The following is a 23931-nucleotide window of genomic DNA, read 5'->3' as shown; positions in this document are numbered from 1 at the left end:
GTGACCCGAGGCGGAGAGGATAGGCTCTGGCGGAAAGATCAGCACGGGACGCCGCGGGCGCGGCCTGTGGGGCAGGGGGCTTGGCGCGCTATAGGCGGCGGGACCAGACGGAACGTGCGTTCGGGCAGCTGGCTTTCCACGGGCAGGAAGCACAGCACATGCTCGAAGCCCAGCCGGTTGCCGAGACGCGAGATCAGGTCGGAAAGTTCATCCGCCTGAGTGATCCGCATATCGCCGATTTGCTGCGGAGCCAGTGGTTCGGTGACAATGGCCTCAATGCGCAGGGCATCGATGCCGAAACCGGAATCCACCTCGTCCACCTGCTTGCGGAACAAGGCGGCCATGGCTTTGGGCTCGCGCATCGCCCGCGCAAGGCCGATCTCGATGGTGACGGTCTCCTTGTCAACCCGGTGCAACTCGAAGCAGAGCCACCGCACGCCCATGTGATTGGCTGCTAGCTTGTCGCAAAGCCACGCCAGCAGATGCTCGACGCCGGCCATTACATCCGCGGTCAGGCCGATTGGTTCGGCCAGGCTCATCCGCACCCCGAAATGCGGCGGCGCGGATTCCGCCCCGACCGGCTCGGGCAAGGTGCCCAGCATCTGGTCCAGACGCTGCACCAACTCGCGAAAGAAGCGGCGCGCGAGCGGGGCAGGGGGATCAGGTCAGAGATACGGACCAGCCCCATCCGGGCCAGCCCCACGGCCGTGGCGGGCGGGATCCGCAGCGCCGAGACGGGCAGGGGGCCGAGCCGTTCCGCCAGCAGCCCGTCGGGCACGATCCCGCCACCATGCCGGGCCAGCGCATGCGCGCCGCCGCGCGATCCGGCGATCGCGCTACGCGCACTTAGACCCGCCCGGGCCAGCCGGGCTTGGAGGTCATCTCGCAACTCCTCCTCGCCGCCAAAAAGATGCGCGACCCCGGTGATATCGGCGATCAGCCCGTCCTCGCCATCCGTGGCGATCTGGGGTGCGTAGCGGTCGGCCCAGCGGCGCAAGAGCTTCAGCCCCGCGATCTCGCCCGGGGGATCAGAGGGGCGGGTGGCCAGTTCGGGCAGGATGGCGCGGGCATCGGCCAGCGCCATGCCACGATAAAGGCCGCGCGCCTCGGCCTCGGCATTCAGGCAGCGCAGGTGATCGGCATTGCCCGCGCGATGCGTCAGGGCAAAGGGCCCCGCCAAGGGGCGGGTCCGCAGGCTGATCTCACTCGCCATCCTCGGAAACCAGATCGCAAGCAGCCGACGCGCCATCCCAATGCACGGTCCATATCCCAAGAATTCCCGATTTGTTCTTATTAAGCCTCCAGCGATGCCGAGTCGAGTCCGCCGGGCCGGCGACCGGTTCACAATGCCAGCGCGTCTCGGCCGCATTGCAGCCATGCCCCTCGCGGATCAACAGAAGGCCGGTGGTGCGGCCCGCCTTGGCCGCCAGCTGCAGCCGCCGCCCGGCCGTCAGGTTGAGCGCCTTGGCGGGTTCGGCGATGACGAAGCCACAAGCTGGGCTGCGCAGCGCCTCCTCGATGGCCCAAAGCAGGTCAGCCTCATTGCGAGCCTCGACCAGATGCAGCCGCTAGGCCAGACCCGGCGGCAAGCCACGGGGCAGGGGGCGGTGGGGTTCATGCCGTGGCCGAACCCAGAACACCGGCCCGGGATGCCGCAGCGCTTGCAAGATCCCGAAGCTGCTACGGCCCGCCCCCCCCCGGCCTCATGGACCCGGGCCGGCGCCAGCGCCATGGGATCTGCCGCCCAGTGGTTCTCATGCGGGATCTTCACGCGCGCCCTCCATAACGATGTCCAATGCCCCATCGGCGAGTGGCCGTTGCAACCGCAGCGCCTGATCAGTTGGCGCGGTCAGCCAGATGCGCCACTCCTCGGGCCGGGTCAGCACCACCGGCATGGCCTTGGGATGGATCCGCGCCACCTCGCGGTTGGGCGCGCAGGTCAGAAAGCCGAAGAGTTCGGCTCTGACTTCACCCTCCTTCAACTTGCGGACGGAGGTCCATTCAGTGCGAATGCCGGCAAAGAATCCCAGCGGCCGCTCCGCCCCGAGGGCGAACCAGATTGGATGGTTGCGCGGCGCGCCGGGATGCGCGTCCAGTTCCGAGAAGCTGGTGAAGGGCACAAGGCAGCGATGCTCGACCTCCAGCCAACGCCGCCAATGCGGCGAGCCGAGATTGCGGATATTGGTGACCCCCGGATCGGTCCGCTTGCCCTCGAGATAAGCGGGCGGCGTCGGCATGCCCCAGCGCGCCATGGCCAACTGCCATCCGACATCGGGATGACGACGAATGATCGGCGCGGGATAATCCGGCCAGATCGCCGAAAGGGCAGGGAGGTTGCCGGTCTCGTCGATCAGGTCCTCGCCGGGCTCCAGCACATCGCGAAACACCTGTCGCATCGCGTCTTGGCTCTTCGTCTGGGAGTAACGATTGCACAAGAGAGACGTTCCTCATCCTACCTATACATGAAATAGCGCAGAACATTGAGCGAACAAATATACATCGAATGCCGATGTTGCGCGACAGGAGGAACCGCGCCTGACACCCGCGGACGCTAAAGCACGCCGGTTTCTGTTTGATCCGGACGCCGCGCTCTGAAAGATGAGGAAAAATTCAGGCCTCAAACTCGACTTCTCCAGCCATGTCCAAGAAAACCCTCAACCGCGACAATCTCGAAAAGCTCGGGGCGGAAAAGCTCGCCTCCTTAGTCATGGAACTGGTGCAGGGCAGCGCCGCGCTGCAGCGGCGGGCCCGGATGGAGCTCAGCGCCGCGCAGGGCCCCAAGGATGTGGCGGCGGATATCCGCAAGCGTTTCGCCTCGCTGCGCCGCTCCAGCAGCTTCGTCGATTGGCGCGGGCAGAAGGCACTGGTGAAGGACCTGAATGGCCTTCTCACGATGATCGAGAATACCGTCGCGCCGCATGATGTGAACGAGGCCTTTGAGCTGCTCTGGGCTTTCCTGCAATTGGCCCCCTCGATCCACGCGCGCACCGATGACAGCAACGGCGCAATCGGCGATGTCCTGCATGAGGCCGTCCAGATCATCGAGCGACTGTCGCCGAAGTTCACCATGTCGCCCCATGCGCTGGCCGAGCGGATTCTCGATGCGGTCAGCGATGCCGGCTATGGCGAATTCGACGACATCATCCCGGCCTTGTCGGGGAACCTCGGACCTGCAGGGCTCGAACATCTCAAGGAGATCACGAAGGCCTGGCAGGCCTCGCCGCCGACCGTGTTGGAACTGCAGCGCTTTCGCGGCTACGGGCGCACCACCAACCCCGAGGAAAGCGTGCGACGCAGCCGGGCCTCGACCGCCTCGGTCATCCTGGCGGATATCGCGGATGCGCAGGGCGATGTCGATGCCTATATGGCGCGCTATTCGGCGCAGCAGCTGACCTACGGCACCATCGCGCCCGACGTCGCGCGGCGCCTGCTCGATGCCGGTCGTGTCGAGGAGGCCTGCGAGATCATCTCGAAGGCGCGGGCCGCCGATCAGGCCCGAAACTTCCGCTACGAGCTCGACGAAATCCATGCCGAATGCCTTGAGCGGCAGGGCAGGGGGGACGAATTGAAGGCGCATCTCTGGCAGGCCTTCGAAGAGGTGCTTGACGGCCAGAGCCTGCGTAAATACCTCAAGCTGCTTCCCGATTTCGACGATATCGAAGCCGAGGAGAAGGCGCTGAACCTTGCCGAGGCCCATCCCGATCTGGCTGCGGCCCTGTATTTTCTGATCAAATGGCCTGCGCAGGATCGCGCCGCTCGCCTTGTGCTGGCGCGGGACGATGAGCTGGATGGGGATTTCTACGAGCTGCTAACGAGCTCGGCCGAGGCACTCGAGGCCCATCATCCCCTCGCCGCCACACTGCTGCGCCGCGCGATGATCGAGGACACGCTCGAGGGCGGAAAATCGAAGCGCTACCGCTACGCCGCCCGCCATCTTGCGGAATGCAAGGCAAGCGAGCCCGCCATCGAAGACTTCGGTCGTTTTGCGACCCATCAGCAATTCGTCGACAGGCTCAAGCAGAAGCACGGCCGCAAATACGGATTCTGGCAATTGGTCGAGGCCTAAGGGCGGAGGCATCTCGTTCAGAGCGGGACCCGCCAGCCAGTGCGCGGCAGACCTCAGTTTATAACGATAAGCTGACAGAAGCGGATATTTGAGAACTCGCATATTCGCTCGCGTTAACTTACCGTTTTAGATAATAGTTCTTCTCTTAGCCCGGAGCTGACGGGTATATTACCCAAAAAGATAAAATGGATTGCTGAAGCCCGTTCATCGCTGTAATCTTACCTAAATAGGTAAGGACCTGAACTGGTGATCACTGATAACGAGCGCCAACTGCTTCATCATATGGGCCAACGCATCCGAGAGGTTAGAAACTCTCAGGGCCTGACGCTGGATCAACTCGCCCGTCTCACTGGTATCAGTGCCCCGGCACTGTCGCTGATAGAGACGGCGAAACGCGACCCTCGATTGACAACGCTTGCCCGTATTGCAGATGCGCTACGCTTGCCAGTTTCGCGCTTAATCGAGGCCGACGCCGCAATCAGAACAACGCTTAGCGGGGACGCATCACAAGGCTATGACCTCGGAGACTACCAATGACGTCCTCTGTCCCGATTTGGTTTGACCAATTCCTGATCGGGCAGGTCGATGTCGCAGCGGATGGTGCGCTGTCACTGCGATATGCAGAGCCATGGCTGCAGACTGCCGGGGCATTTCCGCTTTCCGTTACCATGCCGCTGCGGCCTGATCCTTATCCGTCCGATCTCATATCGCCTTGGCTTGCGAACCTGCTGCCGGAAGAGCAGCAACTGCAGCTCCTGACGCGGTCACTGGGTTTGGACCAGGCGGATGTGCTGGCAGTGCTCAATGAGATAGGGGGCGATACTGCGGGCGCAGTATCGTTTGGTGAACCGTCGGATCGTGGTCGCTGGGCCTATACGCCGCTCACGGAACTTTATCGGACCGGCGATGAACAGGAAGCATTGGAGCGCCACTTTCAGGATCTGGGCCGCAGGCCGTTCCTTGTGGGCGAGGAGGGCGTGCGTCAGTCCCTTGCAGGGGGTCAGAAAAAATCAGCTTTAGCCGTTCTTGCTGCCGATGGAGCGCCTGTGCTGCGCTTGCCCGGCAAAGGAGACATACTTGCCGTACCCCGCAATGGCGCGCCGTCCACGCTGATCGTGAAACCTGACAATCCCAATCTACCCGGTATCACCGAGAACGAAGTCTGGTGCCTGCGCATGGCACAGGCCATCGGCATTGTAGCCGCACAGACGACGGTCCTGCAGGCGACTGAGCGTTCGGCAATCGGGGTGTTGCGCTATGATCGCAGGCTCGGCCGCAACGGTCGTTTGCTCCGCCTGCACCAAGAGGACTTCGCCCAAGCGAATGGTCTGCCGCCTGGGCGTAAGTATGAGCGCGGTACCTTACCCGGCCTCGACCTGAAAATGCTTCTGGAAACAGGACGCCATGTCAGCGCGAGTGACGCGCTGGCGCTGCTCGATCAGGTCATCTTCAACATCCTTGTTGCCAACACCGATGCCCATGCGAAAAACTATTCCTTGATCCTGCCCGTGGGGGCGACACCGCGACTGGCGCCACTTTACGATGTGTCATCGGTATTGCCTTGGCCGCATGTCGTGCAGAGCTTCGCGCAAAAGATCGCCGGGAAAAAAAGGACATCAGAGCAGATCTCGGGTCGACACTGGGAAACGATTGCCCGCGAGATCGGATATCGCCCGACCGATGTTCGCAATCGGGTTCAGGAGCTCGTCGACAAAATGGTGGCCAATAGGGTGGAGATCACCGAGCAGGTTGCTGCCTTGGCAGGTGCGACCGAGGGCTATGCCGCGCAGGCTGCCGAGTTGATTGAAGAGAATGCACGTCGCCTCGCTGGGCGATTGTAATCGATAACTCGGAAAGCTGCGAATTTCTGAAGGGCGGTCAGAGCACCGTTGGACAATGGCTTTCTAAGGAGGCCGTAATCCGCCTGGAGGCTAGCTGATTGCTGCTCCATTCTTCACCCCCACATATCGCGCATGCTGGCGCGGATATCGACGCTGCCCGGGGCAGGGGCGGCGGCCTCGGTCGCGTGTGGCGGGGCCCAACCCGTGACGTCGAAATGTTCCAGCATATCGCTGGTGATGAAACGGGTGCGCGCGGCGAAGAGGTGGCGGTCGCCGCGCTTGACCTGCTGGGTAACATAGAAGCGCAAGGGCACGCCCAGGGTCAGTTGGTCCTTAGCCCGGGTGATGGCAACGCTGCCAAGGGGCGCCACGTCCGTTCCGGGGCCCGCCAGTCGATCCCCTCCAGGAGCATCGATAGCTGCGCCGGCGTCAGTGCGACCTTGCCCTCCTTGGCCGCGGGCCAGACGAACCGGCCCTTCTCCAATCGCTTCAGGAACATGCAGGCCCCCTGGCCATCCCACCAGATCACCTTGACCAAGTCGCCGCGACGGCCGCGGAAGACGAACATATGCCCGGCGAACGGGTCCTGCTTCAGCACCGCCTCGGCCTGCGGGGACAGTGCCGCAAAGCCCTTGCGCATGTCAGTGACGCCCGCTGCCAGCCAGACCCGCGTGTTGACCGGCACGGGGATCATGCTGTCAGGCCCCGGATCAGGCGCGCCAGGACATCAGGATCGTAACTGCCGGTGATCCGCAGCCGATGACCGCCCGCAAGCTCGACCTCGATCAGCTCCTGCGGACGTGTCGGCTCGCTGGTCACGACCAGATCATCCTTCCTGACATGGTCTATGATCTCCACGGGCAGGAAGGCGGGGGTAGCCGCCACTGCCGTTGTCTCAGGGGCAGAACGCGGATCGCGTAGCCACTTGAACACCATGTTGGCGTTCGCCGCATAACGGCGCGCCACCTGCGCAACCTGAATAGCCCCGAGTTTCTTAGACGCCTTCACGTCTCATCTTCTGCTGCCGCTCGAACTCGGCGGGCGACAACATCCCATTCCTCGCATGTTTGCGCTTCGGGTTGTAGAACATCTCGATGTAATCGAACACGTCCTGCCTTGCGTCTTCGCGGGTCCGGTAGGTTCTGCGCCTGATCCGCTCGCGCTTGAGCAGGTTGAAGAAGCTCTCGGCAACGGCGTTGTCATGGCAGTTGCCGCGGCGGCTCATCGAATGCTCAAGATTGTGGGCGCGCAGGAACGCAGCCCAATCCATGCTGGTGAACTGACTGCCCTGGACGCCCTTCTAAGAGTCAAGCCGCGATTTGGCTTTGGTTGATCTCCCTATGCCGCCGCATGATGATGCCGAAGACTTCGCGGGCGATGTAGCGCTTAAGGCAGCGGATTGCCTCAAGCTTCGAGTTTCCCACGGCAACACGCCGGGCGACGTAGGCTTGCGTGCGAGCGTCCAATCGAAGCCGCCCTATGGCGATGATGTGGATGGCGCTATTTGCAGCGCGATCGCCGCCTCGGTTCAACCTATGCCGTACCGATTTCCCCGAAGATGCCGGGACCGGGCTAACGCCGCACAATGCCGCGAAGCTCGCCTCGGATCTCAGCCGGTCGGGGTTGTCGCCCGCCGTCAGCAGCAACTGCGCAGCGCTGTTCAGACCGATCGCGGTTTGGGCCAGCAGCTCCGGCGCGAGATCTTGGACGATGGCCTCGATCATGTCGTCCAGATCGGCAATCTCGTCATGTAGTTCAAGATAACGCCGCGCCAAGGACTTGAGAGAGATGCGGTAGGCTTCCTCGACCTGGCGATACGCCGTGAGATCAGGTCGCCAGGCTGCGAGCGTGCGGATCAGCTGCATCCGCGTCATTGAGCGCAACGGATCCCGGATCTTGTCCGGTGCGCAAACGATGTTCATCTGGATCATCTGCAGGGCAATGCGGCGCGCTTGAACAGCGGTCTTGCGGCAAACCCTAAGGACACGCAGGCTTTCTACCATGCCGTCCCGGCTGCGCGGCGTCACGGTGTGCCGTTTTGCAAAGGCCGCGTGAGCCGCGCTTTCCGCGTCGAAATCGTCATTCTTGCCGCGCCGGCGACGGTCCAGTTTGTCAGGTGCGGTAACTTCCAGAATTTCGACACCCGCAGCCTGCATGTAGCGCAGCAACCCTGCGCCGTAGCTGCCAGAGCATTCGACCCCGACGCGCTGCAAATCGCCAAAGGATCTCATCCACGCCAGCATCAAGCGATATCCATGCCGGGTTGTCGGGAAGCTCTCGGTGCCGAGAACACGGTCGCAATGATCGACAACAGCGGCGACATGCAGATCCTTGTGCGTGTCGACGCCGCCGATGATGTGAGTTTCTGCCGGGTCTGCTGCCATCCGATTATCCTTTCCTGGGGCGCCCGTCTGCTCTTTGCTCCGAAGGATGCATGGACAGGACAGTCATGGGACCGGATGGTCATGCCCTTCTTGGGTCACGGTGCACCTTGGAGGCCAGGCCTCGCCGCAGGGCGTTCCCGGATGATCGACAGGTCCAGGGAAAGACACATGTTGGGTCGATCGGAGTGAGGGTCAGATCACACCGGGAAGCCTGCGGCACCAACCCAGCGAATGGTCGATCGGTGTTTGAGTCAAACCATCCGAGAACTGGCATCAATCGTATGACTATCTGAATGGATCAGCACCTTGTTCTTCGGCTTGCGCCGCCAGACGGCCATGAGCAGGGCCTGCAGGACGACATCTGTCGTCTGTCTGCTTTGCATCGACCAGCCGACCACGCGCCGGGAATACAGGTCGATGACCACCGCGAGGTAAGCGAACCCCTCTTGCGTCCGGATGTAGGTGATGTAGGTTACCCAAACCTTGTCCGGAACCTCGACATCAAACTGCCGGTCGAGGGTGTTGTCGACCACGACCGACGGCTTGCCGCCATAGCTGCCGGGGCGGCGCTTGTAGCCGATCTGTGCCTTGATCCCCGCCAGTTGCGCCAGTCGGGAAACGCGGTTCGGACAAATGCTTTCGCCCTGTTCGACCAGATCGTCATGCAGCTTGCGGTAGCCGTAGACCTTGCCGCTCTCGGCCCAAGCCTTCTGCAGCAGTTCGGTCTGGCGCCTGTCTTCCTGCGCCCGCTGGCTCAGCGGTGTCTTCAGCCACGCGTAGAACCCGCTCGGCTGGATACGCAGGCACCGGCACATCGCCCGCACCGAAAACTGACCCCGATGCTCGGCTACGAACGCGTATCTCACTTTGCATCCCTGGCGAAATACGCGGTGGCCTTTTTTAGGATGTCGCGCTCCTCCGACACCCGGACCAGCTCACGCTTCAGCCGACGGATCTCGGCGTCCTTCTCCGTGTCACCCGACACCGCCTTCGCGAACTTGCGCTTCCAGGCATAGAGCGAGTGCGTGCTCACACCCAGCCGTGCCGAAACTTCCTTTGCCGGATAACCCCGTTCCGTGATCTGCGCGACAGCATCGCGCTTGAAGTCGTCAGTGAAATTGCCCGTGCCCATCATGGCCTCCTTGCCTCAAAGTTAGCGAAGAAGGCGTCCACGAAACATGGGGCTATTCAACCGAAACGCCTGGAGCCGTCGTCTGGAGGCAGATCGACCGCTTCTCTTCGTCCGACCAAAGCCGCTTTATCCGACGCGCCACGCTCGCACCATAGTGTCCACCATCTACAGCGTGTGAGTGCTGGCCGTAATCTCCCCAAAACGGCTGGATGAAAATTCCCCAGTCTGGCGCTTTTTCCGAAGATCCGGGGGGCATGCCCCCGGATCTTCGGAAGCGCAAAATTCCGCCTGCGGATGCCATGGGAAAGGCGCGCAGGTGGTTCGATTGAGGGAGATTGTGATGATCTTGGAGTTGAGGCGGCAGGGGCTTGGTGTCAGCGCGATCGCGCGACAGACCGGGCTCGATTGCAAGACGGTCCGGAAGTATCTCGCCCAAGGGCTCGAGGCGCCTGTCTATGGCCCGCGCGCCCGGGGCGAGCGACTGGCGGAACAATTCAGGGCCTATCTTTCCGAACGTCTCAAGGCCTTCCCCGGGCTCTCTGCGCGCCGGCTGCATCGAGTGGTCCGGGCGATGGGTTACAAGGGAGCCTATTCCACGCTGACGGAATATCTGCGGCTGATCCGGCCCGCCGCCCCGCGGCAATTCGAGCGGCGCTTCGAGACGGCGCCTGGCCAACAGGCACAGGTCGATTTTGCCGAATTCCAGGTGGAATTCGCCTCTGATCCGGGCGTCCTGCGCAAGGTTTGGCTGTTCTGCATGGTGCTCGGGCATTGCCGTTGGCTCTGGGGACGCTTCTGCCCGAACCAGACGCTGGAAACGGTGATGCGCTGCCACATCGCCGCATTCGACACCATGGGCGGGGTCTGTCGCGAGATCCTGTACGATCGGATGAAGACCGCTGTTATCGGCGAGGACGCTGCAGGGGTGGTGACCTACAACGAGTCCCTGGTGGCCTTGCTGGGGCATTACGGTTCAGCGCCCCGGGCCTGCCAGCCCTACCGGGCCAAAACCAAGGGCAAGGTCGAGCGGCCCTTCCGCTATGTGCGGCAGGATTTTTTCCTCGGCCGCATCTTCCAGAATATCGACGATCTGAACACCCAATTCAACGAATGGCGCCTGACCATCGCCAATCCCCGTCTGCATGCCATGACCCAGAAGATCGTGGACGCGCATTTCGAGGAGGAGCGGCCCCAGTTGCTGCCCCTGCCACTCCGTCCATATGAGGCGGTTTTGACGGTCGAGCGGCGGATCAGCCAAGAGGGCATGGTCGCCGTGGGCGGCAATCAATACAGCGTTCCCGACACCACCCGGCGACGTATCGTCGAGGTGCAGAACCATCCTGCCGAGGTCAGGATCTTCGAGGATGGCACATTGATTGCCAGCCACCCGGTTCTGGAAGGCAAGCACCAGCGCCGTGTCGATCCCAACCATCGCAAGCCGGTCCCGGCCGCACAGCGTGCCCTGCAACTGCCGTCCCCGACCGAGGCTGCGGTCACCCGCCGACCCTTGGCCTTCTATGAGGCGGTCGGGCGGCGCCTGGCAGGCGCAGCGGAGCATCGCCCATGATCCCGGCAATCGAGAGGATCCGCCAAAGTTTGGTCAGCCTTCATATGGCCCGCGCCCTTGAGACGCTGGATCAGATCCTCAGCCGAGTGGAAAGGGGCGAGATCAGTGCCATCGAGGCCATCGATGAACTCTTGGCCGAGGAACTGAGCCTGCGCGAGGGGCGCCGCATCGGCGTCGCCTTGCGCACCGCTCGCCTGATGCCGATCAAGACCATAGAAAGCTTCGACTTCTCTTTCCAACCCTCGCTTGACCGGCATCGCATCATGGCGCTGGCCCAGCTCGAGTTCATCCGTCGTGCGGAGGTGCTGCACTTCCTTGGTCCGCCGGGAACGGGGAAATCTCATCTCGCCACCGCCATCGGTGTCGCCGCCGTGAAGGCCGGACGAAGCGTCTATCGGTGCTCCCTGGCAGAGCTGATCGATGCTCTAACCAAGGCTGAGCGTGAGGGACGTCTCCCCGAAAAGATCCGCTTCTATGCCCGTGCATCCCTGCTGATCGTCGACGAGATCGGATACCTGCCCATTACCACGAGCGGGGCCAACTTGTTCTTCCAGCTCGTCAATGCCCGGTATGAAAAGTGTGCCATGATACTGACCTCAAATCGCGGCTTTGCCGAATGGGGCGAGATCTTCGGTGATCCCGTGGTCGCGACCGCCCTGCTGGACCGGCTCCTGCACCATGCCGTGGTGATCCAGATCGAGGGCGCCAGCTACCGACTGCGGGCACATGCTGATCTGATCCCCGAACATATCCGTTCATATGCCGCAATAACTCCGCCGCCCCCACCAAAACGCCGCGGGCGGCCGCCCAGAAATGGAGGTGCTCATCACCCGCACGGCTGATCGCCGAACCCGCAAGGTGGGGAATTATGCGTCAGCACTTCTGGGGAAAGTTGATCCAGCATTTACACAGCGGACACTATCTCCCACGCTCACCGCGCGGCAGGGCAGTCAGACCGGACGCTTACAACAAACACGGGTGACAACTGTTTTGACAAACACCGGGTGTTTACGCCGGGTTAGATATCCAGCCGTCGCGCCAGTTCGGCGACGAGCAGGCCCGGTTGCGGGTCAAGCTGATCCCGCCCGACACGCTGCGGTCGGGAGGGATCGAGGTCTACATCGCGTAGGAATTATGACTGCGACGGTCGCAAGTTCTACGACCGTACCGACGCCGTTACTTACTCGCTCTTGCCGAAAGGCTGATCGACTTCGCTGGTGAGGCGTTCCAGCTCGGCAATGCTGGCATCGTACTTTCCAGTGGCCTTCGGATGCAGATCGCGCTGCTGGCGATAGAAGCCCAACCAGCTGGGCAGATCTTCGAGCGGATAGGTGCCTGACCAATAGGTGCCGGTCAGAGTGAATGCGGTGTCATCATATGTTGCCTTCATGGGGCATTGTGCCCTCCGCCGTCCCCAGCATCAACCCCAGTCCGCCCCCCCCAATGTCGCCATTTGGTCTCGGAGGACAAAGAAAAGGGCCGGATGAGCATCATCTGCTCATCCGGCCTTTGTTAAAAATGGCTGCAAATTGCGGCGTTTAACATTGTACTCGTTAATTGTGGATCCTGTGCTCGGCAGGACCCCACCCCTTTATCCTATTTTTTGCTCGTGAGCGGAAGTTGACTGATCAGTCAATTAACTGTCGCGATTGCTGACCTAGTTCGGCGTTTGACCCCCGATCGGGCGGGCTTATCTTTGCGAGATCACAGGTCGACACGTGCCCTTGGCATCACCAATCAGCGAAGCGGTTATGAACACTTTGGGTTTCGGATCTGATAGGGATGAATCGGCGGGTTCCGTCTTCGTTTGATAGCGTGACAATCGTGCAGATCGTGTGTTTTCTGATCTCTTCGAGATGCCAGGGTGGGCTGTGATAAAACGCGGTTACGCCGGTCAGCGCATCTGTGAGAACTGCGGCCTTGCTCATGAATGGCACTCCAAGGTGGTTGCGCACGTGCGAAAGCGGCGAGCTAGACTCGCCGCCCGGCGATCCGGAAACAATCAAGGCATTTGGTGACGTAAGAGGGCACCCCATCGCATGGCGTCTGACTTCCGGAAATTGAATCCGACTACCACGGACGATTGGTTTTGTAGTGGCCTGCGACGATCTTTGTCTCGGGCGCAGCTTCGCGTTCATCTTCCAGATCAGCGGGCTCGCCCTGAAGGCGTTCCCATTCGGGAAGGGGATCGGGGAACTCCTGCTGCGGGGGAGGGGTGAGCGGTTTAGGGTCTTCTCGGTCGGTACCCATGAAAGGGTCCTCCATGACACCACCCGAGAATACCGAGCGGATGAACTCGATATGAGGCATGCACGGGGTGATTGCATCATGCTGACCGGACCTATCGTCTAGCGAGCGGTTATCGTTCAGAAGAATAAAGAAGTAGCGGCCATTTTTGACGACATAGGTTGTCTGGCCCTCGCCATGGCGCGGTTTATATCGGGGGGTGGACCGGCTAGGCACACCCCCCCCGCCCACGCACGCCCCCTTACCGGAAGAGGCGTGTTGCCGCTTGGGGTTGACGGGACTTATGCCCCATGGCGACGCGAGGGATCGGGGAACCGAGATCCGATCCGAATGTTCCCGCTCATCCCGTTCTCGCGCGAGTTTTTGTTCGTCTGGAGATCAGCATGTCTACTAAGCCTTCACCCATAGCATCAGCGACGCCCCGACAACCGGCGCCTTCGCCGTGACGCCGAGAGACACTGTCGACTTGACCGAAGCCCTCCGGGCAGTGTCGATCAACAACGGTGGGACGCTCTCACTCACCGGCCTCGGGCTGATATGTAGCTTCGGCCGCAGTCCCATCCATGTTCAGGCCCCGCGCAGCCTTGCAGTATCTCGACGGGAATTGTCGTGGGCCGCCGCGCCGTTGGCTGACCTGCGGCTTGACGATCCCGTGACCGCCTAGAACCCGTGCGCTAGGTGCTGCGTTGTGCGGCAGCAAAGCCAATGGAGGAGCGACATGTTTGTGAAAGGGATGCTGAGCGCGGTGGTGCTGACGGCAGGCTTGGGTAGCTATGCACTGGCGCAGACAAGCTCCGAAATTGTTACCGGCGGCGGTCAAACCGTCGTGGTCCCCGAGGCGGCCACGGAATCTAAAGGAACTTCGCCTGTCGCGGCCCAGGTCGTTTCCGAATACCCGGCCTTCAACCAGACCATGAACAATGAAAACATCGCCAGCACATTGGTCGCGCAGGGGTTCGAGAACATCCATATCCTGCGGGAAGGTTCGTTGATGACGATCACCGGGACGCGCGGCAATGACGACGTCAATCTTGTCTATAACCTTGTCGAGGGCCGCCTGATCAAGGTGAATGGTGAACGCGTCCTGAGCGAGGAGGAGCAGTCGCCGGATAATTCGGGCGATGCAACTCCCTCTCCTCGTTCGGCTACTCCAGCTGGTGTAGCTGGCACCGACGACGCTACTGACGAAGCTGCCGACGATGCGGCAGATAGCGGTTCCGATGATGCGGCTAAAAATGATGGGACCGAGGGTGCCGGAACCGGCGATACCGGCTCCGATGACGGGGCGGGCAGTGACGCCGGCAGCGATGATGCGGGCGGCAATTCGGATTCTGACGGCGGTTCCGAAAGCGGGGGTGGTACCGACTCGGAAAGCAGCGGCGGCTGATCTCGCAACCCAAGTGGATGGGTCAACGAGGGGCCGGCATGCGAACGCCCGGCCCCGGCCTATTCCTGCATGACGGGATAAGGTCCACAATAGCACGGCCTGTCTGAACTGTTCGTCGCCAGTTGTCACAGTGATACGATAATCTAATCGCAGCAGTCTGTTGAGCGACGCCAAGGCGGAGATCTTGGCAGCGAATCAAATTGCCATATCGCCTAACTGAGGCAGAAGTGGCGGCGAATGCACACCGCAGAAGAGGGCGTTTGGCCGGTATCTGCTTGTCATGCCGTCCATTTCCGACTAAACGACGGGTAATCGCATGGACCCGGTGCAAGCCCGGGTGGCTATTCCGGCCGCCGATCCGCCGGACATCGCATCTCAGACGCGTCCTCGCACTTATCATCATGAACATTACACGGCACTATTTGCGTCAGTGGCGGGATAATCCTGTCCGCGAAATCCTTGCCGGAGCGGTGGCAACGTTCGCCCTTATACCCGAGGTCATCGCCTTTTCCTTCACGGCCGGAATCGATCCGGCAGTGGGGCTTTATGCCTCTTTCGTTATCAGCATCGTCATTGCCGTATTCGGAGGTCGACCTGCTATGATCTCGGCGGCGGCGGGCTCGGTCGCACTGGTCGTGGCACCTCTGGTGCGTGACCATGGCGTGGAACATCTGTTCGCGGCAGGATTGCTCGCGGGACTGTTCCAGATCCTGTTCGGATTTGCCCGGCTGGCCACGCTGATGCGCTATGTGTCGAATTCAGTCCGCACCGGCTTCGTGAACGCTCTGGCCATCCTGATCTTTTCGGCGCAACTACCGCATATCCTGAATGCCGGACCCACTGGCTATGTTTTGATTGCGGGGGGCCTTGGCGTGATCTACCTCGCGCCGCACGTTACGACAAAGATCCCGGCACCGTTGATCTGCGTGGTCCTTCTGACGACCGTCTGTATAACCTTGGGGATCGGCGTTCCCCGTGTGTCGGACCTGGGCACGCTGCCCGAGGGTTTGCCGGTGTTACACATTCCGGATGTGGTTCTGGGTCCTGACCTTCTGAACGTCATCTTTGCACCGGCGTTGGCCATCGCGATGGTCGGCCTCTTGGAAAGCCTGATGACGGCAGGCGTGGTCGATGACCTGACCGGCACCCCTTCGGAGAAGAACACCGAGGCTAGGGGCTTAGGGCTTGCCAACGTCGCGGCCAGCCTGCTTGGCGGCATCGCTGGTTGCGGCATGATCGGGCAGACTGTGTCCAATGTGAAATATGGCGGGCGAGGGCGGCTTTCGACACTGGCCGCCGGGGGACTGCTGCTATTGCTAATGGTTGCCGCAGGCGACCTGATCGGGCAGGTGCCGGTAGCGGCGCTAGTGGCAATCATGATCATGGTGTCGATCGACACGCTGGACTTGGGGTCCCTGAAAAGATTGCCCACTACGCCGATCCTGTCCAATCTCGTCATGCTCGCGACGGTGGCGGTGACGATCTTCACCCACAACCTGTCGCTAGGGGTGTTGATCGGCGTCCTGATGAGTGGCGTTTTCTTCGCGGCAAAGGTGGCCGCCATGCAGCACGTCCGTCGCGAGGGCGACCATTACACCGTCGAAGGACAGATATTTTTTGCCTCGGCAGAGGCATTTATCGAGGCATTCGATCCGATCAATCATGATGGCCCTGTCACCATCGACCTGTCGCGGGCAAGGCTGTGGGATATCACGGCCCTGGCGGCGGTCGAAAAGGTGCGGGGCCGCTTCTTGCGCCACAACCTGCTCGTCACGATCAGTGGGCTCGAAAACTCGGTCCCACCATCGATGCGCTGAAACTTGCGCTTGTCAGTCGATGACTCGACACGAAGGCTTCTAGGAGGCAAGCTTGACGTTTTCGACATGTAGGTGATTGGGCGCCACGGATGCATCATGACTTTGCGTGAGCATGGCGAATGAGGGGGGTGTCTTCGATCGCCGGAGGGTCGGTCTTTGAGAGGGACCGGCCCTTTTCTATTCGTCATTTGGCACCGATTTTGGAAACTGATATTTGGCGTATCGAGCACGCAATCGAGATGAGCACACCGGAATTGAATTGAACCAGCATAAAGTTGGCGGCCATTACGCTGACCACGGACCGAAGCATGCCCCCGGGTCGATCTGAGGCGAGGGCTGCTGAACAGGAAAGCGGATCAATTGTTTAAAAGGCGAGGCCGCGATGCGGCAGCGTATGCCGCATGGGCAAGCGGTGATGCGACATTGCAAATTCTCTTGAGGGGAAAGGGGAGACACAGGGGCTCACGCGGCCATCCTAGCGCTTCGCTGTCATGCTTGTTCGGGCTGGAAGATCTCTTCGATCGGCAGGCCGAAAAGTCGTGCAATACTGAAAGCGAGCGGCAGGCTGGGGTCATAGCGCCCCCGTTCGAGGGCGTTGACTGTCTGACGCGATACTTTCAGATGGGCGGCCAGATCCGCCTGCGACCAGCCCCTCTGCTGACGTAATTCCTGAATGCGGTTGTTCATCTGAAACGCAAACGCCCCAGTATCACACCGATGCACCAGATTGTCGCCATGAGTGGCCACACGACGAACATTGACAGCTTGGGAAAGCCCGTTCCTTCAAGGAAGCCGTAGCCGAAGGTGATCAATGCCGTCCCGGCAAATGCGAATGCGAGAGCTTCGAATTGCAGCTTGCGCTGCAGTTCGTCAAGTTGGCGAATGCTGCGCATTACAGCCCCACAGATGAACAGGGTCGGAAGCATTGGGCTAAGCGTGATCATGATGCGCGCCGTATGACTCTCAATGCCGCCAGCGAGCAGCTTTTGCGACAGAAACAGCATAGCCACATAGGCGGTCAGCCCGCCCAGAAGTGAAAACAGTCTACGCACTCTGGCCTCAATCATTGTAAAGTATGCTTTACATACGGAGCGATTGCCCAGCATGTCAACCAAGCTTTACCTGTCTCCTGACCGCTTCTTGCTGAACATGATTTGGCCAGTTCCTGTGCGTGGCTAGGGCGAAGCTGATATTGGTCAACCCCTGCAGGGGGCCCTGTCGTGGCTGAGGGTGAGGAGGGAAGCGGTCAGGAACAAAAGCACAGCCCCTGGACAAGGCACCCATCTCCATTTCCACGCGAGTCCTTCGTAAGGAAGACTTTCGTCCCCGCTATATCGTCGGCCGCCCACGAAGATATTCTTGGGCGGACGCAGGCGCTTCCTGCCGACATCATGCTGAATGACTCGGGGCCGTTCCGGCTAAATATTCGTCCCTGGGGTAGGGTTCGGATGTCTTCTTCTTCAATGAGACCGCGCCTGAATGCGAGAGGGCACGGCTCCGCGACCAAGCGCTTCAGATTTGCGTTCTCCTCCTCAATCTGCCTCAGCACGAACGCAATCTGTTCACTCGGGCTTACGCGCCCCCACCTTCATCCGTGAACTTCGACCTCTTCATGGAATCCTTCTCGTCCCGCAAGAGGGATCATATGTGGAAAATGCCAACTCAGATTGGTCCGATTTCCGGGCAGCGGGTCAGCCTTTAACGGAGATTGATCAGCGTACAACATGCCTCAGGAAACGGTCCGCTGGGAGCCGTTCGCTATGACCCGCTCAATTCTCGATTTCGGTGACCCTTGTCCAGCCGCCTGAGGCGTTGCGCAGGAAGCGAGTCTGAGACGCCGACATTTCGCTCAGACCGCGTGCCATTTGTCCAAGGCTGCTTGCGCCGAAAGCTTCCCCGCCCGGCATATGAACGTCAATCTTCTGGCGGAAATCGCAAGTATACTGGACGCGCGGCTCATCCTCGCGGCACCCGATTTTTTCAAGGCGCAGAAGTTGCGCGCCAAAGCCCGTCTTGCCAGTCCAGACGGCCGGGGTCTGGATGCAGACAAGCGCGTGGATCGGATCGCTGATCCGGCCGCTGAGGCAGGCCTGCTCCTGTGCAGCCAACCCCTCGTTATAGGTTCGCACCCGCTGCAATGCGAACCGGGCGATATCCTCGACGCTAGGTTCGTGATCCGAGACGCGGACAGAGCTATCCATGATCTCGATCGCGCGGATCTCGACCAGGTCGATGGCCTGATAGATCAGGTCGGACATCTCGGGGGCAGAAGTCATGTCATCCTTGGCAATATACTGACCGGCGACCTGCCAGACGCGATCGGACGGGGGAACGCCTGACGCCGGTTCAACGGCGTCCAGCACCGCGGCGAATTCGGACACGACGCCGGGATCGGCGCGAATCCCGTCAAGACGGGCGTAAAGCACGCGCAGCCTGCCGCTTTCGTCCAGCGAACCGAAATGCGCATCCATGGCAGCTCGATAGTGTGTCAGCGCGCTCAGGGATGCGTGCCCCTTGGCCAGACTTTCGAGCGTGGGAGGCAGGATCGGGGCCAATGCAACGGCCTCGGCGATGGGTGGGTCGAGAATAGCCTTAGCCCGCTGCCGGGCCACGTCACGCGCCGGGCGCAGCAGGTCGAGCGGCAGTTCCGATTTCGACATGCGCTCCATCAGGTTCAGAACCCGATCAAGGGGACCATCGTGAAAGCCAGAGGCGGGAAGGGCCTCGGCCTCGGCAAGAAACATCCCGGCGCGCAGCTCAAGCGCGCGCCGATCAAGCGCGGTAGCGATCTCGCGATAGGTGTCCTGGGTCAGGTCCGGGCGACGCGTCCCTATTTCGCCCCGAAGCGCCGCGATGCGGTCAAGCGAGGCCTCCGCGGGCGGCAGGTCCGCCAATTCGCTGCCCAACTGATCCGACCATGCTTTGGTATCGGCGGTGTTGGCGAGGGTGGCGGCATAGTCAGCAAAACCCTTCTCGCTGCGGAATATCCGGTTCCCGATGGTGTCGATCAAGCGCATGTCCCGATCCCGGTTGCAGGATTCATGGATGAAGCGGGCAAGCTCGGTGCGCTTGGCCTGTGTGGTCAAAAGGAAAGACAGGCCAAATACCGGCTGAAAGCGGGCATCGTCAAAGGCGGGGGAGATGGCGCGCATCACCTCATCCAGCGATTTCCGCTCATAATCGGCAGGGTCGGTCTCGGGCTCCAGCCAGGTCTTCACGATCTCGCATTGTGCCTCGCGCGTCGGCGCGGCGGCCAGCGTGCCGCCGATGGACGGGGCGAAGTGGACGGGCGGGGTGGTTCCTGCGTGCGGCTGGTCGCCGGGCACGGGTCGGGCCAGAACGATGCGGGGGTCATCCCGACCGGCCTGACGGTCGGGACTGCCAACGGCCAGATCAAAGGCCTTGCCCTGAGCCGGCCCCTCAAGCACCAGTGATCCATCTGGCAGTAGTGCCGTCGTAAAGGCCCGCGCCGCGCCAAAATTGTGGTGACGTTGTGCACCGGGGACAAAGACCCCGGTCGCCTGACGATAACCGACCGGAGCCCAGACGACCACCTGGCCGGTGACGATCATTGGCAACAGCACCAGTTGCAATAGGTCGCGCGCCGCCTCGTGCTGGTCGAGCGGATAGCGCGCATTCAATTCGGCAAACGCATCCCCGTCGTCCGCGATGTGCAGCTTGACCTCGGTCTTGGCATCCACGCCTGCCGGCATGATCCAGTCGCCGGTTATTTGGGCGGGTACCACAACACCTTCAGGGTCACCGACACGCTGCTACTCGACCATGTCGCAACCCGGCAGTCGCGTCGTGCCCAGCAACCGGCCACTCGCCTGCAACTCCAACTGCATCTCGCGCAGGTTGGTGTTGTTCCTGAGTTGCTGAAGCGGCAGGTTGCGGTTCATCGACAGGCGGCGCCCGTCGATCATGCCCGACAGGACCGAGATCTGGGTGTCGGCAGGCCCGGCATTGCTGCCGAACTTGCGATAGATCTGCATTTCGGCCAGTGCCCCGGCCCAGCCGCCGTCCGAACGGATCTGTAGATGCAGGGGATAAACCTCGGTTGTCCCGCGCCGGTTCTGCCGGCACTGGATGCCGCCCTGCCAACTGCCGTCCAACGGTCCTCGGGACGGGGCTAGCGCCGCGTCAAGCCGGGCCTCTGTCGCGGCCGGCGCGGCCCTGCTTGCGCTGAACAGTCCCATGCCGCAGGGGGTGAGCTTGCCCTCGATCATCCGGCCATTCGGATGCAGGCGACCCTCGGCGCCCGATGCCGTAAAGCCCGCGGGACGCTCAATCCATTCGCGCGGGACCAGAGTGAACGTGCCCTCGGGCAGCAGCCGCCCCGCAACGCGATAGCTGCCCGACTGGTCCTGCAGATTAAAGACCAAGGTGCCTTCGACCATCCCGTTGGCTTGATCGGTCAGATCGATAGTCAGGCTTCCGCCGGACATGCCCGAACAACTGTAATCGCCAGACCACGCACCGCCGAGGGTCATCTGCGCCCGCGCCACGGTCGGCATCAGGATGGCAAGCATTGCAGCAAGCGAAAACGCAGTCAAATAGCGCATCGCAATATCCTGTCCGGATGATGGGGCGGAGATCATGAGGGCCTGCTGGATGAGCCTATCACGAGAGGCGAATGCTCAAAATGGCAATTCATTCGAGCGGCTGATCTAGCTGCGAGCAAAACAAACGACCCGCAATTGGCCACCGTTGCCCGCTTGGCGATACAATACTATATCCCAGACTCGGGAACGAGGCTGTCCCAGTCGGTCCGCTTTCCGCTCGGACGACCCATTACCGCCGGTCGGACACTCCATGTGCCGTACTGCCGCATGCGTCGAAGCGGTCGCTCACACACCGTGCAGCGAAATTCTCGATTGGATGGCAGCGATGCGGACATTGCGGCCATTCGTGCCGACGGTGTGCGGAGGCTACCGCACGCGCTCCTGCAACTGCGCCCGAAGCTGATCCATCAGCACGCGAACCCGTTCGGGAAGCCGCCGGCGCGTGGCATATACGGCCCAGATCCCCAGCCCGCCAAGGGTGGCGTCGGACAGTTCGATCCGTTCCAGACTGCCATCCTCCAGACATTGCCAGACATCCCAATAGGTCATCATGGCGATCCCCGCGCCTTCGATGCAGACCGCGCGCACCGCTTCGACGCTGCTGGTCGCGAACGGTCCCGTCACGCGGACCATCCGTGTCTCGCCCTCCACTTCCAGCGGCCAGGCGGGCATGCCGTGCAGGGTCAGACAGGGGTGGGCGACCAGATCCTCCGTCGTCGCGGGCTTGCCGAACCGCCGGATATAGTCCGGCGCGGCGCAAAGGATGCGCGGGTTCGGCGCAAGCTGCGTCGCCACCAGTTCCGAGGATTCCAGCGGCGAGACGCGGATCGCGAGGTCCAGACCCGAGTCGACGATGTCCACGATCCCGTCCGTCAGCGTCAGATCAACCTTCAGTGACGGGTTGTCCGCCATCAACCTCGTCAGCGCCGGCACGATCAGCGATCGCCCGATCAGGTTCGGCGCAGTCACCTTCAGCACCCCGCGCAGTCCGCTGTCCCCCGTCACCATCGCGGCAAGAGCGGCGTCATGCGTCTCCAGCAGCGTCGTGGCATAGGGTAGGAACGCCTCTCCCTCGGGCGTCAGGGACACGGAACGGGTGGTGCGGTGGAAGAGCCGCACACCCAGTTCATCCTCAAGGCTGGCAAGGCGGCGGCTGACCGTCATTGCGGGCAGGCCAAGCTGCCGCGCCGCAGCCGATAGTGTGCCGAGCATGGCGATGGTTTTGAACAGGGAAACGTTGTCGATATCCATGATTGTAACGTTATGAGTTATGCAGCTTAGCGTCCAGCCTCACTTCTGGCAGGTGGCTCCACCGGCTAAATCCTCGGCATGACCCAATCAAGGATTGCAACTATGACCACCGGCCAGCAGAAACTGCTCGAAGCCACCTCCACCGGCAACCTTGCCGCCAAGAATCGCCTTGGCGTCGCCCCGATGACCCGCGTGACCGCGACCGAAGATGGCCGCGCAACCGAGACGATGACCCGCTATTACGAACGCTTCGCGCGCGGCGGCTTCGGTCTGGTCGTCACCGAAGGCATCTATACCGATCAGGCGCATTCGCAGGGTTACGTCTTCCAGCCCGGCATCACGGACGAGGCGCAGGCCCGCTCGTGGCAGCCGTTGGTGAAGGGCATCCAGTCGCACGGATCGCTGGCCATCGCGCAGATCATGCATGCGGGCGGCATCTCGCAAGGTAACCGCTTCCGTGACGCGACCGTCGCCCCGTCCGCAATCCTCCCCAAAGGGCAGCAGATGGCGTTCTATTATGGCAAGGGCGGCTATGTGATACCGACCGAGATCACTGAGGCGCAGATTACCGAAGTGATCGAGGGCTTTGCCGACTCCGCTGCCCGCGCGGTCGAGATCGCAGGCTTCGACGGGATCGAGATCCACGGCGCGAACGGCTATCTGCTGGACCAGTTCCTGACCGATTACACCAACACCCGCACCGATCAATATGGCGGCAGCACCGAAAACCGTGTCCGACTCACGGTCGAGGTGGTGAAGGCCGCCCGCGCCCGTGTTGGCAACGCCGTTCCCGTCGGCGTCCGCATCTCTCAGGGCAAGGTCAACGATTATCACCATAAATGGGCAAATGGCGAAACCGATGCCGCGATCATCTTCGGCGCGCTGGCCGAGGCAGGCGTGGACTTCATCCACGTTACCGAGTTCGAAGCGTGGCAGCCCGCCTTTGGCGAGGGTACTCCGACCCTCGCTCACCTGGCGAAGAAATATGCGCCGAACGCGCTGATCATCGCCAATGGTAGCCTGCATGACGCGGCGAAGGCCGAAGCGGTGGTAGCGGATGGCGCCGACATCGTGACCCTCGGTCGCGGTGCGCTGGCGAACCCCGACCTGCCTATCCGTCTGGCCGAGGCGAACAAGTTGCGCGAATTCGACCCCGCGATCCTTGGCCCTATCGCCGACATCAAGGACAGCGAACTGGCGCTCTGACACCGGACTTGCCCGCGTAGCCTGCGCGGGCAACATTCCCCGCGTGCCGCTCTTGGACGGCAATCGCGAATGGCGGCTTTGGGCTCCGAGCAACATGCTGCGCGGCACCAATTGGTAGCTTGGCTCAGGCGTGGGTACTGCCCCTAGATCGAAATGGCCCGGCCCATTGCCGCCGTTCGAGCCTCACCAATGCCGAGTAGAGGCGTTCCCCGAACCGGTCATTCAGCAGGGAACGCAGTATTTCGCGCCGATGATACCCTGCGGTGGGGACAAACCGGCGTTTCGGCGATGCCGCATATCTAAGGTCAATCTTTTGATGTCTAATCCGCTATTGGAACTTTCGTCGGGGGTGGCTCTCGATGTTGCCGCCCCACAGTCGTTGGTCCTGACAGGAGCAGCGGCTGGTTTCAGGTTCAGGCCCACTTCCAGTGCTGGCGGGGGCAGGGCGATGGACGGCCCTGCTATCAT

Annotated in this window: 23 protein-coding genes, 2 pseudogenes and 1 other annotated feature; of the genes and pseudogenes, 8 read left to right on the top strand and 17 right to left on the bottom strand. The window is 61.7% G+C overall.

All coding sequences use genetic code 11. From position 1 onward, the window contains the following. Positions 1-38 precede the first annotated feature (38 nt). The 3 genes from IB235_RS25930 to IB235_RS19925 form a co-directional block, all read right to left on the bottom strand. Positions 39-539, bottom strand: coding sequence for a hypothetical protein (locus IB235_RS25930; protein WP_370576957.1), 501 nt, complete (start codon positions 537-539; stop codon positions 39-41). Next, positions 536-1213, bottom strand: coding sequence for a DNA polymerase Y family protein (locus IB235_RS25925; RefSeq protein WP_370576956.1), 678 nt, complete (start codon positions 1211-1213; stop codon positions 536-538). The genes IB235_RS25930 and IB235_RS25925 overlap by 4 nt, the downstream gene beginning before the upstream one ends. Positions 1214-1754: 541 nt before the next feature. Continuing rightward, positions 1755-2435, bottom strand: coding sequence for an SOS response-associated peptidase (locus IB235_RS19925; RefSeq protein ID WP_192338214.1), 681 nt, complete (start codon positions 2433-2435; stop codon positions 1755-1757). Between the two features lie 203 nt (positions 2436-2638). Here IB235_RS19925 and IB235_RS19920 point away from each other — a divergent pair, with 203 nt between their 5' ends. From IB235_RS19920 to IB235_RS19910, 3 genes are all read left to right on the top strand, one after another. Next, positions 2639-4066, top strand: a complete 1428-nt coding sequence (locus IB235_RS19920) for a DUF6880 family protein (RefSeq protein ID WP_192338213.1) — start codon at positions 2639-2641, stop codon at positions 4064-4066. 282 nt (positions 4067-4348) lie between these two features. Then, positions 4349-4603, top strand: a complete 255-nt coding sequence (locus IB235_RS19915; RefSeq protein ID WP_225612501.1) for a helix-turn-helix domain-containing protein — start codon at positions 4349-4351, stop codon at positions 4601-4603. After that, positions 4600-5907, top strand: a complete 1308-nt coding sequence (locus tag IB235_RS19910) for a HipA domain-containing protein (protein WP_192338211.1) — start codon at positions 4600-4602, stop codon at positions 5905-5907. Before IB235_RS19915 ends, IB235_RS19910 begins: the two co-directional genes overlap by 4 nt. A 113-nt stretch (positions 5908-6020) precedes the next feature. Here the strand turns inward: IB235_RS19910 and IB235_RS19905 are convergent, their stop codons facing one another. The 6 genes and pseudogenes from IB235_RS19905 to IB235_RS19880 form a co-directional block, all read right to left on the bottom strand. After that, positions 6021-6215 carry a hypothetical protein gene (locus IB235_RS19905; protein ID WP_192338210.1) on the bottom strand — a complete coding sequence of 65 codons (195 nt, stop codon included), beginning with the start codon at positions 6213-6215 and terminating at the stop codon, positions 6021-6023. Between the two features lie 14 nt (positions 6216-6229). After that, positions 6230-6601, bottom strand: a complete 372-nt coding sequence (gene tnpB / locus IB235_RS19900) for an IS66 family insertion sequence element accessory protein TnpB (RefSeq protein ID WP_192338209.1) — start codon at positions 6599-6601, stop codon at positions 6230-6232. After that, complete coding sequence (locus IB235_RS19895; RefSeq protein WP_192338208.1) at positions 6598-6915, bottom strand: IS66 family insertion sequence element accessory protein TnpB; 318 nt, start codon at positions 6913-6915, stop codon at positions 6598-6600. The genes tnpB and IB235_RS19895 overlap by 4 nt, the downstream gene beginning before the upstream one ends. Beyond that, positions 6902-7198 (bottom strand): annotated as a pseudogene (locus IB235_RS19890) (IS3 family transposase); the annotation flags it as partial. The gene IB235_RS19895 and the pseudogene IB235_RS19890, both read right to left, overlap by 14 nt. Positions 7199-7214: 16 nt before the next feature. Next, positions 7215-8291, bottom strand: a complete 1077-nt coding sequence (locus IB235_RS19885) for an IS110 family transposase (protein WP_192338207.1) — start codon at positions 8289-8291, stop codon at positions 7215-7217. A gap of 287 nt (positions 8292-8578) precedes the next feature. Next, a pseudogene (locus IB235_RS19880) lies at positions 8579-9423 on the bottom strand (IS3 family transposase); the annotation flags it as partial. 316 nt (positions 9424-9739) lie between these two features. On the opposite strand from IB235_RS19880, the gene istA reads away from it, so the two are divergent. Both istA and istB read left to right on the top strand, forming a co-directional pair. Beyond that, positions 9740-10990, top strand: a complete 1251-nt coding sequence (gene istA, locus IB235_RS19875) for an IS21 family transposase (RefSeq protein ID WP_192338206.1) — start codon at positions 9740-9742, stop codon at positions 10988-10990. Continuing rightward, the gene (gene istB / locus IB235_RS19870) at positions 10987-11832 is read left to right on the top strand and encodes an IS21-like element helper ATPase IstB (RefSeq protein WP_192338205.1); all 846 of its coding nucleotides are present in this window, start codon (positions 10987-10989) and stop codon (positions 11830-11832) included. Before istA ends, istB begins: the two co-directional genes overlap by 4 nt. Positions 11833-12170: 338 nt before the next feature. On the opposite strand, the gene IB235_RS19865 is transcribed toward istB, so the two are convergent. From IB235_RS19865 to IB235_RS19855, 3 genes are all read right to left on the bottom strand, one after another. Further along, a complete protein-coding gene (locus IB235_RS19865; protein WP_192338204.1) occupies positions 12171-12380 on the bottom strand; it encodes a hypothetical protein in 210 nt (69 codons plus the stop codon). Positions 12381-12720: 340 nt separating this feature from the next. After that, positions 12721-12918 (bottom strand): hypothetical protein, encoded by a 198-nt coding sequence (locus IB235_RS19860; protein ID WP_192338203.1) that lies wholly within the window; start codon positions 12916-12918, stop codon positions 12721-12723. Positions 12919-13060: 142 nt separating this feature from the next. Continuing rightward, on the bottom strand, positions 13061-13300 hold the full coding sequence (locus IB235_RS19855) for a hypothetical protein (RefSeq protein ID WP_192338202.1): 240 nt from the start codon (positions 13298-13300) through the stop codon (positions 13061-13063). 655 nt (positions 13301-13955) lie between these two features. On the opposite strand from IB235_RS19855, the gene IB235_RS19850 reads away from it, so the two are divergent. After that, positions 13956-14624: a hypothetical protein gene (locus IB235_RS19850; RefSeq protein ID WP_192338201.1), complete on the top strand. Its 669-nt coding sequence runs from the start codon at positions 13956-13958 to the stop codon at positions 14622-14624. Positions 14625-14939: 315 nt separating this feature from the next. Next, positions 14940-14995: a sequence feature (sul1 is cis-regulatory element that is thought to sense ions involved in sulfur or methionine metabolism; They are found in Alphaproteobacteria), on the top strand. A gap of 30 nt (positions 14996-15025) precedes the next feature. Beyond that, the gene (locus IB235_RS19845; protein WP_192338200.1) at positions 15026-16441 is read left to right on the top strand and encodes a SulP family inorganic anion transporter; all 1416 of its coding nucleotides are present in this window, start codon (positions 15026-15028) and stop codon (positions 16439-16441) included. A gap of 489 nt (positions 16442-16930) precedes the next feature. Here the strand turns inward: IB235_RS19845 and IB235_RS19840 are convergent, their stop codons facing one another. The 5 genes from IB235_RS19840 to IB235_RS19820 form a co-directional block, all read right to left on the bottom strand. After that, positions 16931-17128, bottom strand: coding sequence for a helix-turn-helix transcriptional regulator (locus tag IB235_RS19840; RefSeq protein ID WP_192338199.1), 198 nt, complete (start codon positions 17126-17128; stop codon positions 16931-16933). Next, positions 17125-17547 (bottom strand): hypothetical protein, encoded by a 423-nt coding sequence (locus IB235_RS19835; RefSeq protein ID WP_225612500.1) that lies wholly within the window; start codon positions 17545-17547, stop codon positions 17125-17127. The genes IB235_RS19840 and IB235_RS19835 overlap by 4 nt, the downstream gene beginning before the upstream one ends. Before the next feature lie 663 nt (positions 17548-18210). Beyond that, positions 18211-20154: a hypothetical protein gene (locus IB235_RS19830; protein WP_192338198.1), complete on the bottom strand. Its 1944-nt coding sequence runs from the start codon at positions 20152-20154 to the stop codon at positions 18211-18213. A gap of 60 nt (positions 20155-20214) precedes the next feature. Further along, complete coding sequence (locus IB235_RS19825) at positions 20215-21006, bottom strand: hypothetical protein (protein ID WP_192338197.1); 792 nt, start codon at positions 21004-21006, stop codon at positions 20215-20217. Positions 21007-21372: 366 nt separating this feature from the next. Next, entirely contained in the window at positions 21373-22257 is an 885-nt protein-coding gene (locus IB235_RS19820; RefSeq protein WP_192338196.1) for a LysR family transcriptional regulator, read from the bottom strand. 102 nt (positions 22258-22359) lie between these two features. On the opposite strand from IB235_RS19820, the gene IB235_RS19815 reads away from it, so the two are divergent. Beyond that, on the top strand, positions 22360-23463 hold the full coding sequence (locus tag IB235_RS19815; RefSeq protein ID WP_192338195.1) for an NADH:flavin oxidoreductase: 1104 nt from the start codon (positions 22360-22362) through the stop codon (positions 23461-23463). The last annotated feature ends 468 nt before the right edge of the window (positions 23464-23931 follow it).

It is taken from the genome of Paracoccus sp. PAR01, assembly GCF_014851995.1.
Taxonomy (GTDB): domain Bacteria; phylum Pseudomonadota; class Alphaproteobacteria; order Rhodobacterales; family Rhodobacteraceae; genus Paracoccus; species Paracoccus litorisediminis.
The sequence above is the reverse complement of the archived record's forward strand: the minus strand, read 5'-3'. Positions and strand labels throughout refer to the sequence as shown.